The organism is Paenibacillus koleovorans NBRC 103111, assembly GCF_004000845.1.
Taxonomy (GTDB): Bacteria; Bacillota; Bacilli; order Paenibacillales; family NBRC-103111; genus Paenibacillus_AA; species Paenibacillus_AA koleovorans.
In genome coordinates this window covers 50,810-67,020 of sequence record NZ_BIMA01000029.1, presented here as the reverse complement: position 1 = coordinate 67,020, position 16,211 = coordinate 50,810, and the positions used below count along the sequence as shown (strand labels likewise).

The 16,211-nt window shown below is 58.3% G+C and carries 13 protein-coding genes; 1 reads left to right on the top strand and 12 read right to left on the bottom strand.

What is annotated here, in order from left to right:
- Nucleotides 1–435 precede the first annotated feature (435 nt).
- From PKO02S_RS12250 to PKO02S_RS33870, 12 genes are all read right to left on the bottom strand, one after another.
- Nucleotides 436–1,704 carry an FAD-dependent oxidoreductase gene (locus PKO02S_RS12250; protein ID WP_127583111.1) on the bottom strand — a complete coding sequence of 423 codons (1,269 nt, stop codon included), beginning with the start codon at nt 1,702–1,704 and terminating at the stop codon, nt 436–438.
- Nucleotides 1,705–1,742: 38 nt separating this feature from the next.
- Nucleotides 1,743–3,131 (bottom strand): FAD-dependent oxidoreductase, encoded by a 1,389-nt coding sequence (locus PKO02S_RS12245; protein ID WP_127583109.1) that lies wholly within the window; start codon nt 3,129–3,131, stop codon nt 1,743–1,745.
- A 39-nt stretch (nt 3,132–3,170) separates the two neighbouring features.
- Nucleotides 3,171–3,356: a hypothetical protein gene (locus tag PKO02S_RS12240; RefSeq protein WP_127583107.1), complete on the bottom strand. Its 186-nt coding sequence runs from the start codon at nt 3,354–3,356 to the stop codon at nt 3,171–3,173.
- Nucleotides 3,340–4,614 carry a hypothetical protein gene (locus tag PKO02S_RS12235; protein ID WP_127583104.1) on the bottom strand — a complete coding sequence of 425 codons (1,275 nt, stop codon included), beginning with the start codon at nt 4,612–4,614 and terminating at the stop codon, nt 3,340–3,342. The genes PKO02S_RS12240 and PKO02S_RS12235 overlap by 17 nt, the downstream gene beginning before the upstream one ends.
- 108 nt (nt 4,615–4,722) lie before the next feature.
- Nucleotides 4,723–5,577 carry an AraC family transcriptional regulator gene (locus PKO02S_RS12230; protein ID WP_164821415.1) on the bottom strand — a complete coding sequence of 285 codons (855 nt, stop codon included), beginning with the start codon at nt 5,575–5,577 and terminating at the stop codon, nt 4,723–4,725.
- Between the two features lie 20 nt (nt 5,578–5,597).
- On the bottom strand, nt 5,598–6,425 hold the full coding sequence (locus PKO02S_RS12225; RefSeq protein WP_127583100.1) for a tetratricopeptide repeat protein: 828 nt from the start codon (nt 6,423–6,425) through the stop codon (nt 5,598–5,600).
- 18 nt (nt 6,426–6,443) lie between these two features.
- Entirely contained in the window at nt 6,444–7,517 is a 1,074-nt protein-coding gene (locus PKO02S_RS12220) for an SGNH/GDSL hydrolase family protein (RefSeq protein WP_127583098.1), read from the bottom strand.
- Entirely contained in the window at nt 7,514–8,587 is a 1,074-nt protein-coding gene (locus PKO02S_RS12215) for an SGNH/GDSL hydrolase family protein (RefSeq protein WP_127583096.1), read from the bottom strand. The genes PKO02S_RS12220 and PKO02S_RS12215 overlap by 4 nt, the downstream gene beginning before the upstream one ends.
- 130 nt (nt 8,588–8,717) lie before the next feature.
- Nucleotides 8,718–10,316 (bottom strand): SagB family peptide dehydrogenase, encoded by a 1,599-nt coding sequence (locus PKO02S_RS12210; protein ID WP_127583094.1) that lies wholly within the window; start codon nt 10,314–10,316, stop codon nt 8,718–8,720.
- Between the two features lie 19 nt (nt 10,317–10,335).
- Nucleotides 10,336–12,279, bottom strand: coding sequence for a TOMM precursor leader peptide-binding protein (locus tag PKO02S_RS12205; RefSeq protein ID WP_127583092.1), 1,944 nt, complete (start codon nt 12,277–12,279; stop codon nt 10,336–10,338).
- Complete coding sequence (locus PKO02S_RS12200; RefSeq protein ID WP_127583090.1) at nt 12,276–14,231, bottom strand: putative thiazole-containing bacteriocin maturation protein; 1,956 nt, start codon at nt 14,229–14,231, stop codon at nt 12,276–12,278. The genes PKO02S_RS12205 and PKO02S_RS12200 overlap by 4 nt, the downstream gene beginning before the upstream one ends.
- A 172-nt stretch (nt 14,232–14,403) precedes the next feature.
- On the bottom strand, nt 14,404–14,742 hold the full coding sequence (locus PKO02S_RS33870) for a heterocycloanthracin/sonorensin family bacteriocin (RefSeq protein ID WP_127583087.1): 339 nt from the start codon (nt 14,740–14,742) through the stop codon (nt 14,404–14,406).
- Nucleotides 14,743–14,960: 218 nt separating this feature from the next.
- On the opposite strand from PKO02S_RS33870, the gene PKO02S_RS12190 reads away from it, so the two are divergent.
- Nucleotides 14,961–16,088 (top strand): class I mannose-6-phosphate isomerase, encoded by a 1,128-nt coding sequence (locus PKO02S_RS12190; protein WP_127583085.1) that lies wholly within the window; start codon nt 14,961–14,963, stop codon nt 16,086–16,088.
- The last annotated feature ends 123 nt before the right edge of the window (nt 16,089–16,211 follow it).

The window sequence follows — 16,211 nt, the reverse complement described above, 5'->3', positions numbered from 1 at the left end:
ACTTGCACCGGCTAGTTGTGCCTAACTTGGCTAGGCGCGCATGTTATGAAATACCTGATCGGAAAGACACCGATCAGGTCCTCTTGCATAGGTGTTTACTTTTACTTCAGGATGGGTTCCCTTTCTACAGAGAACCTTTGTATGAAGTCCGAAAAAGTCGGACTGCAGGGCTGCTCGTAGTCTGGATTTGCTCCCCAGTCCGATTTTGCCGAATTGGAGCGGGGGGTTCTGCAAGCGGTACGTAAAAATGCCATTGCAAGTGGGTGGATTCGGACTGGAGCTCCAATCACGCTGTGCGGGTGCTGCCTAGTCAGGAAAAATCGGACTACAGTAGCATGGAGTTAGCTAGGCCAGGCTCCTTAGCCAACTTTCATCCTCCAATTGAAGGAGGCTGTACCTTACGTGGGTGAACGTCAGGATTGCCGGCACCAGACCTTAGACGCCTTCAGCTTCAGGCGCGAATTTCAGCACCGCATCCTGCTGCAGCAGCACGTCCTGGAGCGCGGCGATCGAGATGTCGCGGGTCGGACATCCGTCGGCGAAGGCAAGCGAAGCCGCGATGCCCGCCGCTTGGCCAAGCGCGTAACAAGTTGCCTGCACGCGCATCGAGGACATCGCCACGTGGGTGGCGGAGATGGCCCGCCCAGCGACCAGCAGGTTGTCGACAGCCTCCGGAACCATCGTACGATAGGGAATGTCGTAGCCGTCGACATGACGCTCGTCGCACGTTTTCTTACCGTCAGGGCTATGGATGTCGATCTCATAATTCGTCTGAGCTACCACGTCCGCAAAACGTCTCCCCTCCAAAACATCCTGCTCCGTGAGCGTATACAGTCCGACGATCTGATTCGTCTCGCGCACGCCGACTTGCCCGGCGATATGCGCAAGCGCGTAGTTCTCGAACCCGTTGCGCTGCAAATAATGTACGACAGAGAACACCTGCCGCAGCGCCTCCGTTTCGGCATAGTTGACATCGGCAATTTTGGCGCCGTTTCCTTTGACCCGGGTCATATTGACGAGCAAATTGCCGTCCTTGTTTCGCTCCCAGAACAGATGGCGGCCTTGCGGCAAATCCGATTTGTTCTCGTAGTAGTAGCAGCCCTCCGGCAAAATCGAATTCACCGGCTTGCCCGTATTCTGCATCATGAACATAAGCGTCATCGGCTGGGTCAAGCCGTCCTCTTCCCGCCCCGAGGTGTACGGCACGCCTGCATCGAGCGCCACGCGCGCATCCCCCGTACAATCGATGAATTGACCGCCTTCAAACGCTCGAAGCCCTTCGCGAGTCGCCGCCACGACCGCCTTCACCTGTCTGCCCTCCTGGACGACACCGACAAATTCCGTATGGAAGCATACCTCCACGTTTTCCTTTTTCATTTTCTCATTCAAATAGTACCTTAGGACAAAAGGAGAATATTGAGGGGCAATCGAAACATCATGCTGCTCCGGCAAATACTCGCTCAGCACTTCCGCGATCATCTCGCGATAAATGCCCGTAACATTGCCGATCGGCATAAAGATGCTCACGTTGCCCAAGGTGCCCATACCGCCAAGCTGCCCGGATCTCTCCAGCAAAATGACTTTTTTGCCCAGCCTGGAAGCGCTGATCGCCGCAGCGGTACCCGCCGGTCCGCCTCCAATGACGATGACGTCGGCCTTCGCATAGGTTTCTACTTGTCTTTGGAACGAAAATTGGTTAGCCATCCTTAACATCCACCTCTCCATTAGTGATCCATCTACTCTTATTGTCTGGTCATCGATCGGCTCAAACGGACCTGCGGCAAAAACGCATCCGCCTCACGCAGCGTATGCACCAGCTCTTCCGTGTCCAGCTCATAGGCCGGACGGCCGGTTCGGATCGATTGCGCCGCCGCGGTGCCTGCCGCTTGCCCCATCATCGAGCAGGCGGGCTGCACCCGGATCGAGCCGTGCACGAGCACATCGCTGGAGGCGCATCGGCCGGCCACCCACAGATTGTCCCATCCTCTCGGCACCAGCACACCGTACGGTATCCCGAAATATTCACCCGGCTTCAAGAGATACCGTTTGCTCTTTTCCTCCAGATGAATCCGATAAGCTTCTTCCGAGCAATCGTACGGGTGGACGTCCACGAATTTGTTGAACACCCCGATCTGATCCGGAAACTCCCGTTTGGCGGTATAATCATCGATGCCCAGCTCATACTCGCCCACGACACGCCGCGATTCGCGCACGCCGATCAGCGAAGCGGTCGTCACATGCTCCAGATTTTCGCAGCCCGGGATGTATTTGCGGTAGAAATGGAGATACTCCTCGGCGATTTTCCGTCCGAACATGATGCCATCCGTCAAATCCCGCACGCGCAGCGCGTTCAAGTTGAACAAATGGCCGCCGTTCAAATACCCGACATTGTCGCCGACCTTGGACATCCCGACCAGAAACGGGTCCGGCTGGGTGAAATGCCCATCCTGGATCGCTTGACGCACCTCGACGCCTTTCTGCTCGACGACGGCGCTCTTCTTCTCCCAATCGATATTCGTGAACAAAGACGGAAGCGTAGCCGGCATAATATGCTGCGTATCCCGTCCCGCCTCCCGGCAGGTAGCTCCGCACAAATCCGCCAGCACTGCGTCGCCGGTCGAATCGACGAATGTCTTGGCCGAAATGTAGCGATACCCTTCAATATTGTGAATGACGACGCCATGCACCTTGCGATTGCCCGAGTCCACATGAACGTCGATCAGCCGCGTGAAAAACCGAACCTCCACGCCTGCCTGCACCACAATATCATCAAGCACTCGCTTGTAGCCTTCGACACGAAACGGCGACCACTTGTGAAAATCTTTGCGCCAGCAATTCGGATCGATGCCCGGGCTCATGTAGCCTCGCATGTACATCGTCTCGACGATTTCCTTCATCAAGCCGCCTACAAGCATACGCTCGCCGTTGGCCATCGGGTCAAACGCCGTCACCAGACCGGATGTCCCCATCCCGCCCATCGTGCCTGTCGCTTCTACGAGCAGCACCCGGATGCCCAGCCGGGCCGCACATACGGCCGCCGCCACACCTGCCGGGCCGCCGCCCGCTACAACCAAATCGTACCCCTGCTCTACCGGGATATCTCGTTGCAATCGGAATAAAGCTTCACTCATGCGTTGACTGTTCCTTTCCCTGGGAATGAAGTCGGCCTGCTACCCGCCAACCATTCCAGCATCCGTCTCATCAAGAGCGACTGCTGCCAGCGACGACCACAGCTTGCCGGCGCTGCCCCATTCATGCAACGACCAGAAGGTAATTTGCATGTCCAATCCTGGTTTATTGCCGCTAAAGCCGTCGTTTACGACATTCCGGAACCGGTCCTCAGCCATTCGAAGCACGTGTCTTAGCCGCGTCCTGCTCGGCCCATACTTCCAACACTCTGTCCCGCTCCTTCAAATCCAACTCCGCCGCTACGCGAATATATTCCAGCTCCTCGCCGAACATCTCCGGCGTCCACTTGCGGCCGAAGCCGGCATGGGTCACCTCGTCCGCCCAGTCGTAATCCTGGAACCGCGTCATCAGCGGATGTTTCGCTTCATCGCGGCAAAACTCGTACTCCCACACTTTGCCCGGCCGTGCCATCGCCTTCTCCTCTACCGCGATGCTAAGCACCGCATACCGCTGGGCTGGCAGCTTGCCGATCAGCGGATCGTAGCCGCCGACATATTGCCGCAAGACGCTCCAATCGACGCCTTCGGCTTCCAATGCAGCTTGGCCGAACAAGGAATGCCTCACTTCGTCCCACAAATGCCGGGCCAGATCCTGATAAAACTCCCAAGGCATATCCTTCTGGTCGTAGACAATGCTCGCCAAGTTTTCCACGGCCGCCATTTCCTCCTGGCGCCCCTTCATCATCTGGAACAGGCGGATCGCAACCGGATCGGTCGGGATGTTCGGGATCGCCGTGCGACCAAGCGCGGTTCCCCCCATCCGCTTCGGATCGCGGACAGCGTTCTTCGGCATTTCATACGGCTTGCCCGACCGCCAGCGGGCAGGCACTTGCGCCGCAGCCCCCAGCTCTCCATTGATTCCGCCCGCCGCGGCCAAATATCCGGCCATGCGCTGCCCGAATTCAGCCGCTTCCTCCGCCGCTTCCCCCTCCTGCTCCAATCGGGCGATCATGCTCTCGCCCCATTCGATTTGCTCGCGCAAATCCAGGCTCAAGCCTCTTAACACGCGAATCGTCGGATAGTCGACCAGCTGCTGGGTCTCCGCCATGTGCTGCGCATACGCTTCCAAAAGCGCCGGCTTCAGGACCCGGTAGATGCCGACCAGCAGCTCCATATCCGACTGCGCGAAGATCAGCTCCTCGAACAGCAGCGACAACGCCAGGTTCGGCGCTTTCTGCAGATGAGGGGCAGGCGTTCGGAGCTCCAGCACTCTTGCGCGCAGCGCCCCCGCGGCTTCCGCATCCTCATAGAGATGTTTGCCGAGCGCCGCCTTCAGATCCCAATGCCCTCGAGCAGGCAGCTGAGCCGCTTCCGTGCGGAACAGCTGCTCATGAATATATCGATACCGTCTCAATACCTTCGAATTTTGATCGACGCCGTACTTGCCCACGCTGTGCGGATTCGAGATGCCCACATATGTCGTCATATAAAAAGCCTCCTGAATGGAAGTGTAGTTCATACACTCATTATAGGAGGCGACCGAAGCGTTTGGCTTTGTTAAAACAAGCGAAAAATTGATCAAAAGCGCTTTTTCTTATTGGGACCGCACCCGACTTGGCGGGCATCCGCGGTGAATCTTATACATTTTCGAAAAATGATGGACACTCGAAAAGCCGCAGCTGTCGGAGATGTCCTGAAGCGGTATGGACGTGCCCTGCAGCAGCTCCGTCGCATAGTCGAGCCGCAGCTTCAGCAAAAATTGATGAGGCGATAGCCCGAATTGCTCGCGAAACCGCATGGAGAAATACGATTTGGACATGAGCGCCTTGTGCGCGATCTGCCCGACGGTCAGCGATTCTGCCAACCGATACTGCATATAGGCGGGTACCCACTGCAAGTCGGCGGACGCTTTGTGCTCCGAGGACTCGCTAGTCCGATATTGATGCAGCAGCTCCAGCATAATCTCTGCCGCTTTGACGTTAGCTTGCAGCAGGTCCAGCGCGTTTTTGCGGTTCCAGTGCTCGATTGCCTGCGCCATCGTCTTCACCATCCACTCGCTTCTGGCAGGCTGGAGCACAACAGGCATGTGAATATCCGCATAAGCGGCAAGGCTCGGTTGAATATTCGCCGTGAGGGGAGCGGCGCCCTGCTCCAGCGTAACGATCAGCGGGTCCTCTTCCCCCTTGGCGGCTGTGTTCGGAAACAAATCCAAGTGCAGGGATAGAATCGTGATATCGGCTTCGGATTCGACTTGATGGACGATGCCGGGCTGAACGAAACAAAATTGCCCCTGCTTTAGCCGGTACTTCTCCCCGTTCACCGTCAGCTCCATGGAGCCTTCCTGCAAATAGATCAGCATGTAATCCGTCACAATGCGCGGGGCCGTTCTCCATTGTCGGAAATAGAGCAAGTCCGTATAGCGAATGCGCGGCTGCAATTCTTGATTCATGAGCATTTCCATAAGGAAACTCAGCTTTCCACGGAGGCTTCATAGCCTAATTCAGTTGCGACACCCTGCAAGCTTTCCTGCGTCAGTGTCGTAATAAGCGCCGGCTTGCGCGACAGGGCTTCGCCGATCTGCTCGCGCGCCTCCTCCTCTTTCCCCAGCTGATGCAGCGTAAGCGCGTAGTAGTAATACGAGTCGGCATGTTTCGGCGATTTCGCCATCACTTTCTGGTAGATGTCTTCCGCTTCCTCGTAGCGGCCAAGCATGTAATACGTCTGCGCCATATTGTCCACAATCGTGATGTCGCTGTCATTGTACTCGTACGCCTCTCGATTGAAAGCCAGCGCCTCTTCCAGGTCCCCGTGCAGCAGCAGCATATAGCCCAGATTGCCGTAGACGGCCGAGTTTTTCACGTCCTCGAACTGCTGCTTGAGCTTGGCGACCGCTTCGTCGCGGCGTCCTTGCAGCCAATAGGCGGTAGCCAGATTCAGATGGACTTGAATGTTCGAATCGCGGGTTTTCGCGTTTTTTTCGACCTCCAGCAGCACCTTCTCGGCTTTGACCGGATCGCCTGTTTTGAGCAGCAAATACCCGTACCCGACTTGATGCTGCGGGCGGATCGGCTTGGTGCTATAAGCTTTTTCCATCCAGACCAACGCTTGGTCCATGTCGCCGCTGATATAAGCCCGATTCCCTTTTTGCGCATAAAAAGCAGACCGGTTCACAAACAGCAAATAGGCCAGCATAGCCGCGATAATGCCTATGCCTAGCCATACGTTTACCGAAAATGCGATAAAGATGACGAGGAGCACCGCTATCGGTTTCCATAGTTTCTTGAGAAGTTCCATCATGTCGGGGCGTCTCTCCTGTTAGTTGATCTCTTGTAAAATGACGCGCAGCCGTTCCGCCAGCTGTTGTCCCATCAGCATATGGCCGTAGTCGGAAGGATGCACGAGGTCCGCCGTCAGGCCGCTGAAGTCCGTCAGAATGTCGCTGCCCTCGATCAGATGCAAGTTCGGCGCTCCGAGCGTACGCTGGAGATCGCGAAGCTGCTCGCAGAACGCTTCGTTGGCCAAGGTGACGGGATTCGGTTCGTTAATGAAACGGGTCGCTACGTTCGGAAAAATCGTGAGCAGCACGATCGGCTTGTCCGGATGTTTCTCGAGCAGCGTGCTTACCAAATATTCGGCGCGTTCCCGGAACTGCTCCGTCGTAAACCGGCCGCGCATATTGACGCCGAGCTCCAGGGTGGCGATGTCCCAGTTCGTGAGGGAGGCGAGATAGTCGGCGACTTGGGGTTCGATATAACAAGACCCGCTCAACCCTTTATTATATACATCGACGCCAAGTCTACGCGCAGCCTGCTGTACATAGGTGCCGTGTTGATGAATCGCCGAACCGCCTTGCGTGATGGAGGAGCCGTAGGCCAGCCAGCGCACGGACGGCACTTCCTCCGGCAAAGGCTCTCTCACCGGGTAGCCGAAGGTGTCCAGATGGTGGAACGTCAGCTGAATGCTCGTGCCGCCGCCGGATGCACGACTGACGACGACGCGCCACACATCGGGCGAGAATCGTCCGACTCGGAGCGATTGCTCCGTCACTTGGAGGAACATGTCGTGCTTTTGCAGCGACAAGCCTACTACGCCCCCGGCCTTGACCGTATGCATAGAATGGAAATAGTCGCCGTGGTAGACGACCAGCTCGCCGTCCGTAAGCGGGGATGAGACATACAGCCTTACCTGCCTCGACTCCGTAACGAAGCGCAGCTCGCAGCCGGCCGCCATCGTCGCGGAACGGCGCCCCATATCGTAGACGTCGATGCCGAGCCGCTCGCGCACATCTGCCGGGTAACGCTGTAAGGTCAACCCGGGTACGCCCGGGATTTGCTCCAGTTCCTCTACATTGTAAAATTGAATGCCATCAGGTTTATGATTCACGTTCATGCTCGTATTGCCTCCTCAAATTGTCGTAATACGGGCTTCATCCGCTCCGCCAGTCGTTCTCCCATCAAAATGTGCCCATAATCGGAAGGATGGACCAGATCCGACGTCAGTCCGCTAAAATCGGTCAAAATGTCGCTGCCTTCGATCAAGTGGAGGTTAGGGTCATCCAGCAGGCGGTGAATGTCTCGAAGCTGCTCATTGAACTCGTTGTTAGCGAGCGTATACGGGTTCGACTGGTTGAAGAAATAGTTGGCGCGGTTCGGGAAAATGGTGATGAGGAAGATCGGCTTGCCCGGCTGGCTGTCCAGTAAAGCTCGGACCAAGTGCTCCGCCCGTTGCCGGAACTCCTCTGTCTTGTAGACGGTGCGCATGTTGATACCCAGCTCCAGCGTAGCGACATCCCACTCCAGCGAGGACAGGAAAGCCGTCGTCTCCGGCTCGCAATGGCAGGCGCCGCTCAAGCCTTTATTATACACGTCGACTCCGAGCTTGCGCGCTGCATGCTGGACGTAAGTATTGTGCTGGTGAATGGCACCCGCTCCCATCGTGATCGATGAGCCGTAAGCCAGCCAACGAACGGCAGGCAACTCCTCCGGCAGCGGCGCCCTCACCTCGTGTCCGAGCGAATCCAGCGAATGGAAGCGGACTTGCACGCTCGAAAGGCCGCCGATCCCCCGGCACGCGACAATGCGCCAAACGTCCGGAGAGAATCGACCCTGGTTCAGCGCATCCGGCTGAATTTCATACAACCGCTCGGACTTCTCCAGCTGCAAGCCCACGACACCGCCGACCTTTATCGTATGCAGAGAATGGAAGTAGTCGCCGTGATACACCGCAATTTCAGCGTCTGTGAACGAGGCGGATAAATAGATCCAGACGATCCTGGCGCTCGTGACGAACCGGATCTCGCAACCGCTCGACATGGTAGACGACCGGCGCCCCATCACATGAACCTCTCGTCCAAGCTGATCGCGAAGCTCTCTTGGATACCGCTGCAGAGAGAGGCCGGGAATGTCCTCCTGGCGCTCCAGGTCCGCTACATTGTGAAACTGAATGCCTTGATGAAGCATATGTTCTTGTCCCCCTCGTAAAAAGTTGTCCCTATTGGATTCGCTCTGGCGAGGAGTGTCTCCTGCTATTTTGACCGGAATGTCGAAAAAGGACGACAGAGCCGCGAGGCGGTTCCATCGTCCTGGTGGGCTAGCTCCCCAAACTGCCCTCCAACCGCGATCGGCCGCGGGAAGGGCCTACCGGAATTTGGATCAGGCTGGTCAACCCGGCCGGCTCCAACCGGTACAGCTCGTCGCAGCTTGCTGCGTCGAACCCGAGCAGAGGGCGCCCCCCGAGTCCGAGCGCGTTGGCCGCTAGCAGCAAGCGCTGCACGAGCATTCCCGCCTCCATCTGAGCGATTCGGTAGCCTCTCACGCCGAGCGAGTCCCTGTAAAAGGAGCGGTCTCCCGCAACATGGAACGTGAGCGGCACTTGGAACAGGCTGACGTTGTGAAGCGTCATTCCGGCTTGCAGCCGGGCGCGATGATCTCCCGGACGAACGAGCCGCAGCATATGCTCCAACGGATCGTATCGGTAAGCCCCGTCAGCTATGCCTGCTACTCGATGGAAGCAGCCGTACAACGAAACTCTCGGCGCCCGATCCGTCGGCTCGCCGTCCAGATCATTGCGATACGCATACGAAGCGATCGTCTCGTGGAGAAGTGCGGAGAGCCGCTCCAGGCTGATGTCTTGCAATAGGAAGTCAGCCTCGGGCGAATGTCGCTTGCGGCAAATGACGCCAAGATCGTAAGAGGGGCGAGTTGCCGGCGGCAGCTGCAACAATGGAGCTTCCATGAGCGAGGACACTGGCTTGACTTCACTCACAAATGCTGCAGCAGACTCCTGCTTCGCTGCCTTCGACAACTCTAGCAGCATAGGATAAGGCCGCACATAAAACGATCGCACATAATGCTCATACCGCACTTCTTCGAGTTGTCCGCATAACGAATTCGCGTCGACAGCCTCCTTGCCGCCTAGAGGCCGCCGATCTCCTCCCCCAATCGACAGTGGAACGATCGCATACACAGTCTCTTCCTCATCGGCCAGGCCAAGAAGCCGATTCATTGGACGGTCCAGAAATTGAAAGCGGACTTGCGCCTCGAAACCGAATCGCTTTGACACTTCCAGCAGCTGACCGAGCAGCACGCCGGAATCCAACCCTTGCAACCGATAGGAGAAATGATTGTATTTGAAAAAGTTTTTCCAATACATCGTCGATACGAATGCTGCACCGAAGCTTCCACGCATGCCGTCCGAGTCCTCGCCCATCGTCAAGCCGATATACCGGTCAAAGTCGCCTTCCCGCAGCAAAATCAGCCGATGATGGGCCGTATCGTAATGATATACGCCGGCGGGCAGTTCATCGAGCTTCAAGTAAACGTAAAGCTCATTCGGGTACAACCCGCCGCCGGACGGGACGAAGCGCCGGTACGTGATCTGCACGAAACTCGCCTCGCCAAGAGCTTGAGACTGCCCCGGGTTATAAACCGACTGTGCCAGCTGCGTCAGCCCGTACGTATGCCAGAGCAGGTGGCCGATGTCGGAGAGCGTGGGTGCCTGCCGGGAACGATCCCGATTGATTCCATCGAGACTGAAAGGAATTTCCGCTGGCAGCGGGTAAGCCGGCAATCCGCGGTATAGCTTATAAGGCAGCGGTGCATCCTCCCAATCCGCCTGCCACCCTGGGGTCATAACACGATCCGGTTCAAGCTGGAGCTGGCGGAGAAAGGTGTGCAAGTGCTGGTGCATGGAGCGACCCCCTCTCGCTTTATGGAAATGGATGCGGATTCGGATTGAGCTGCTCGCGCGTGAGCGGCTCTTGCACATAGCCGAGCTGCGCAGGCACCGTCAGCACGCGATCCAGCCCTTGCAGACGGACGAGATGATGGCCGAACGTCATCGGCAGCATCCCCGGGATCAGCACCTTCACGCAATGCAGCCCCTGCTTCCGGATCTCTGGCGTGGATTGCTCCACCACGATCACATCCATATCCAATCTGCGGAAAGACTGCAACGCCTCGTTCAAATCGTCGGTCAAATCCGCATGTCTGGCTCGCGGAGCGAATTCGTCGCGGAACGACCTAAGCGGGCGGGCGCCGTCCATTAGAAAGCCGAACCTTTCCTCCGCCTCCGGCAAGCTGTACAGCATCGAATGATCTTCCATTTCACGCACCAGGAAAGGATCGTTCAGCAGCTCGGCATAACGCTCCCGGTTGGATTCAAACTTGTCGCTGAACGGGACGACCATACCCGCGATTTCGTGGATCGCTCCTTTCACGGCTTTAACAGGATCCGGATGGGCACCCGCCGCGCAAATGATATTCATCCCCCGGTCCGACCGGTTTTTGGCGATCATCCAAACGCTCGGGATCCCATGCTCCATCGTCGAATTGAACAAATGCACATCGTAACCGGCCACCGTCCGCAGCCGCTCGAGCATGAGCGACAGCTCCACATCGTCCGCTGTAGCGGGATCCAACCGGGGGAGCTGCAGCTGGGCGAACCAAGGAAGCAAGAACGAATCGCGCTCGACCGTCTCCATAATGCCGTAGAAAATCGCCTCTTCCCGCGTACCGCCCAGTGCGCAGCCATTGGATGTCTCATACACAAAGCCTCGGCCGCAGCCCGAGCTGTAGTAGGCTATCGACTCCGGAACGAGAATCGGGCGCTCTTGTAGAAAGGAATAGCCCCATACCCAGTCGATGGGGCGATCCGGGTCGAACGGCACGAACGGAAAGTCCGCTCGGTCATACTGCGCCTGCTCGTGGAACCCGACCAGCACCGGGTTCAGCGCCTGCTCCTTCAAGTTGCTGTAGCTGTCGAACACCTTGGTGCGTTTCCCGCGAGGCGACAGGCCGCAGTAACGTTCCAGACCTTCCAGGATGGCGGTCAGCTCGCTGTCTGCGTAGTTGTGCGTCCGTCCGGCACAGCCTTCGTCGGCTCCGAATAAGGGCAGGTTGACGCTGGCGTCGGCGAAAGGAGAAGTCAGATCCGCCATCTTCATGTTCAATAGGCCGGTTCGGTAATCCAAATACGTCTTCGCCAACACTTGCTTGAGCTCCTCGATCGGCCGACAGCGATAGCGGTCTTCGCGGATTTTGGGGCTCGGCTGCAGCGTGATTCGGGCATCGTCCGCACTGTCGTCCGGCAACCGGCTGCAATGCGGGCATTGCGGGTCGGGCAGCACGACATGCAGGGAGCTCTCGAGCGTTTGCAGGCGGACATGCCGGATCCGGCCTTCCGTCAACGGCCGCCTCCCTTCCAGCACACGCCGGACATCCTCCACCACATGCCGGGCAAGCGAAGCGATGGCGGAACGAGACGCCCATGGGTCGGGCCTGCCGCCGGTTTGCCTCACTTGATGCTGCAGCTCCCACATCGAGCGCCGGTCATTTCCCGCCATATGCCGCCGGGTGTCCGCACAGCGCGAGCAACCCGGGGTGCCGGGATTCACGAACGGGCCAACCACACCTTCTCCCAGGTTGACGAAGCCTCTCAGCCAACGAAGCCCGAGCGATTGGCATCGTTCCTCCGCCGCTTCTTGGACTGCCGGCTCCCAGCTGTCGCTCAGCACGAGGGCCAACTCGACCGAGGATTCTTCCGTCAAATTTGCCGGATCGGACAGCCGCAGCAGCTTGTAATCGTCTGACAAGAGGTCTCGAACCGCTTCCGCCAGCAGCCCGTCACCAATAATCGCGACACTTTTGCTCATCCGATCTCCTCCTCTCGCAGCTCGACACCGACTACGCCCGCCAATGTATCCTGCATGAATGGCTCATAGGCACAATCAAACGCTCGTATCCGTTTCCCGTTCCGCCCCGCAATCGCCGATGCCGAGCGCAGCAATTCGGGGTAATCGGCATCGTTTGAAGCTTGGATGGCGATGCTCTGTCTCGCCTCCTGCACATGAACAGCTGCCAGTTCGATCCCTCGCCCGCCAGACCAAGCTTCCTCCTGCGCCTTCAGCAGCGCTTGCTGCAGCGCGCCGCGGAGAGCCGTCGTGCGGTTCAAGCCGGCTTGCCCGAACCAACTGCCTCCCAAGCCAATCCAAACCGTAGGGAAACCATCCACCGCCTCACCCAACGCGACTTCCGGCTCCCCGCACATAATGGCCAGCGTACGCCAATAGTAGCCGCATCGTTCATCCTCGATTCCAGTTAGGCGGACGGGGAGGACCGGGGTGCGCTCTCGCTCCGCCTTCACTCGCTCGGCGAGACGTTCGTTCAGAGACGCGGCTAGCCCGCGGCATATCGCTTCCGCCGTCGTTCCCCCGGCGCCGATTCCTGCTGCGCGGCTCTCTAGTGCCCCGCTCCAGTCGGCGAGCCGCGCCGCATAAGCCTCGATCCCGGCGAGCCCGGCTTCCCGTCTCGCTTCTTCGTGCGTCATGCCCGCGCAGATGAGCGGCGGAAGTGCCGCGCCTGATCGATCTGCCGCCAGTGGATCGGCCGACTGCACCCGGCACAGGCACATCGGCAGCTGTCGCAGCTCGCCTTCGCCCCATTCGCGGAACACGCCGGTGATCGGCGAAGTGAGGCGGCCGAAAGAGCCAAGCAGCGTACTTAGATCTACTTCTGTTGCCGACATGCGCTCAGATTCAGACAGCGTGATCCCATTCTCGAGCTCAATCTCCGTCGACAAGCGCGACAGCGCTAGCTGCTCCACGTCCCCGGCAAGCGGATGCGGTAAGAAACTGTGCCAGCTTCCTTCCAGCGCTTCCAAGTCCAGCAGGTACAGCCGGTTGTCCAGCTCGCCTGGTGGCGCCACTCCTGCTGCCGACTTCAGCCATTCGAAGGCAATCACGTTCGCCAATATCCCATTGGCCGTCGGCGAGCTAGTGTTGTGCTCGGGATCTCGGAGCAGCACGGAATCATCCAATCGACGCCAAGCCGATTCCAGGCACGCCGCCGAATCCGGACGGACGAGCGGCCCGGCGACGCCGGTCTGATGGCGGATGACCGCAGGGAGCAGCACCTTCCCCTCCTGCCTGCAAGCCGCATGCACGGTCCGCAACTGCTCCGCATCCTCATGCTGAGCGGCAAACAATACTGCGTCGAAGGGGCGAACCGTTTCCCGCCACTCCTCCGGTTGTCCCTGCTTTGCCGCCATCACCCGCACTTCCGCCTCCGGATCCGCTTCCCGGGCATGGTTGACTAGCTCCGTCACCCGCTCCAAATTCGTCTCATCCCGATCCGTCACCAGAAGCTCGAAACGAGTCAAGCCGGAATCAAGCAATGCTCCTACAAGTGCGACTAGAATCGGCCCTTCCCCTGCGGCTAGTACTCGGCTTTGCCGATAGCTTTCAAACCTCGCGGCACCCGAACCGCCACAACTATCGAGGTACTCCACTTGAGGCTTGTAGTGCAAGACGATCCGTTCCGGCAACCCATGCTCCCGATCCCCGCTCACATCCCGAACATACCCGTTGCCCACAAGCACCTTCGCAATTTCGTACACATGATTCCGGTACTCCTCCGGCAAGCCGTCCGTCAACTCCGCAAGTGTGTGCTCGCCGGTAAACATCGGCATCAGTTGTTCGATCCACTGGTCGATGCCGCTGCCATCCATTCGGAACGAGCCCCTATTGTTGCGAAAATAAACCCCGCCGCTCGAATCCGGCACAAAATACGTGTCCCCGTTCACTTTCAAACGCATCGCTGCCTCCAAGTTCCGTTCCTCCTCCCGCTTCCATAGGCTTATACGCTTTGTACAGCTTCCCTCTAAGGGTATGTAATACATTTTGTCCGTCATGCCTCCATTCCCGGTAAAACCGCAGAAAAACCCCCATCGGTGCAAATGCACACCGATAGGGGCTCCTCTTGTGAACAATGTAGGCGGTTTAGCGGCAACGTGCGCAGTTGTGGCAGTTCGCGCAGTTGGCACCGCAACGGACGCAATTCACGCAGTTGGCGCCGCAGCGGACGCAATTCACGCAGTTGGCGCCGCAGCGGACGCAGTTCACGCAGTTGGCGCCGCAGCGGACGCAGCCGCCGCAGCCGCCACAGCCGCCACAGCCACCGCAGCCGCCGCAGAAACCAATGCAGAAGAAGCATACGCCTACGCACAGGCGGCCGTTATCCACGCCTTGCTGACCTTGTTGAGAAGGAGCTTGCGTGATGCCGGTCGCATTGAAGTCGCGAACCTGCAGCCTCTGAAGATCGTTTTTAAATTCTGTCATTTGGATTCCCTCCGAATCATGATGTACAGTTGCTTACCTCTCCCTTATGCTATGAAATCGGCTCCGCATGTGTTCCTGATGAAGCTGTCCATGTTGCATAAAAATTGGCCGCCCGATCCGCTTTTAAACGAAAGTCGGATTACACGGGGCAGGACAACCTGTTACAATGGAACTTAGTGCAAATAGAGAAAGTTCTACCTCAGGAGGGATTCAGACAGATGGAACGTTCTGTGGCGGCATGGAGCAGCATTCCTTTAAAATTGAATGACGACCGAGTTTGGCGTACATATGCCGGCGGCAAAAGCTTGGATACATGGAGAGGAGCGGCCGATCCCCAGGATAGCGAAAGCCCGGAGCTCTGGGTAGCTTCGACGGTGAAGGCGGTCAATGCCGGACGCGAGCACCTGCCTGTGGAAGGTCTTAGCAAGGCGGCGCTTCCTGACGGAGCTGCAACGACACTTAAACAACTGATTGAAGCCGACCCCGCGGCTTTCCTCGGCGCACGGCACGCGGACGCCTACCAGACGAGCCCGGCGATTCTGGTCAAGCTGCTCGATTCTTGCGAGCGGCTGACGATCCAGGTGCACCCGGACCGCGAATTCGCGAGGAACGAGTTCAATTCCCGATTCGGCAAGACAGAAGCTTGGTACATTCTCGGCGGGCGTACGATCGACGGAGAAAAGCCCTATGTGCTGCTCGGCTTCAAAGAAGACGTGACGAAGGAAGCCTGGCGGCAAGTGTTCGAGGAGCAGCGCATCCCGGACATGCTGGATATGTTGCATAAAGTCGAAGTCGAGGAAGGCGACGTGTTCCTCATCACCGGCGGCTTGCCTCATGCGATCGGCAGCGGGTGTTTCCTGATCGAGATCCAGGAGCCGACCGATCTGACGCTGCGGACGGAGCGCACGACTCCTCGCGGCGTAGCGCTGCGGGATGCGGCTTGCCATCAAGGCATCGGCTTCGACCGGATGCTCGAATGCTTCCACTACGAGATGTCCGATCTCGCAGGAGCGCTTGAGCGGTCCAAGGTCGTCCCGGAGATGCTGGAGGAGCAGGCCGGCGGTCGGCTGACCGCCCTGATCCAGGCGAAGCATACGGATCGCTTCCGCATGAACCGGCTGGCCGTCAACGGCCAGTACACATTGGAGAAGCCGGGCGAATTCGCGGCGGCCATCGTCGTGTCGGGCAGCGGAACGCTCGCTTATGGAGCCGACGGCGCGGAGTCCGTCAGCCTGAAGCAGGGCGAGACGTTGTTCCTGCCGGCCGGCCTCGAGTCGATGACTTGGGCGAACGGACCGGACAGCGACGAGCTGCTGATCGTGCTCTGTTATCCGCCGTTGGCGTAGACCCGCGTAGCTGCGGTTTCTTGACGCCGGCGGCGTGCTTGAGGCAACTGGCGTTACGCCATAACGTTGTATATAAAAGCCCTCGTCTTCAGAGTCGAAGATGAGGGCTTATGGTTGGTTGGG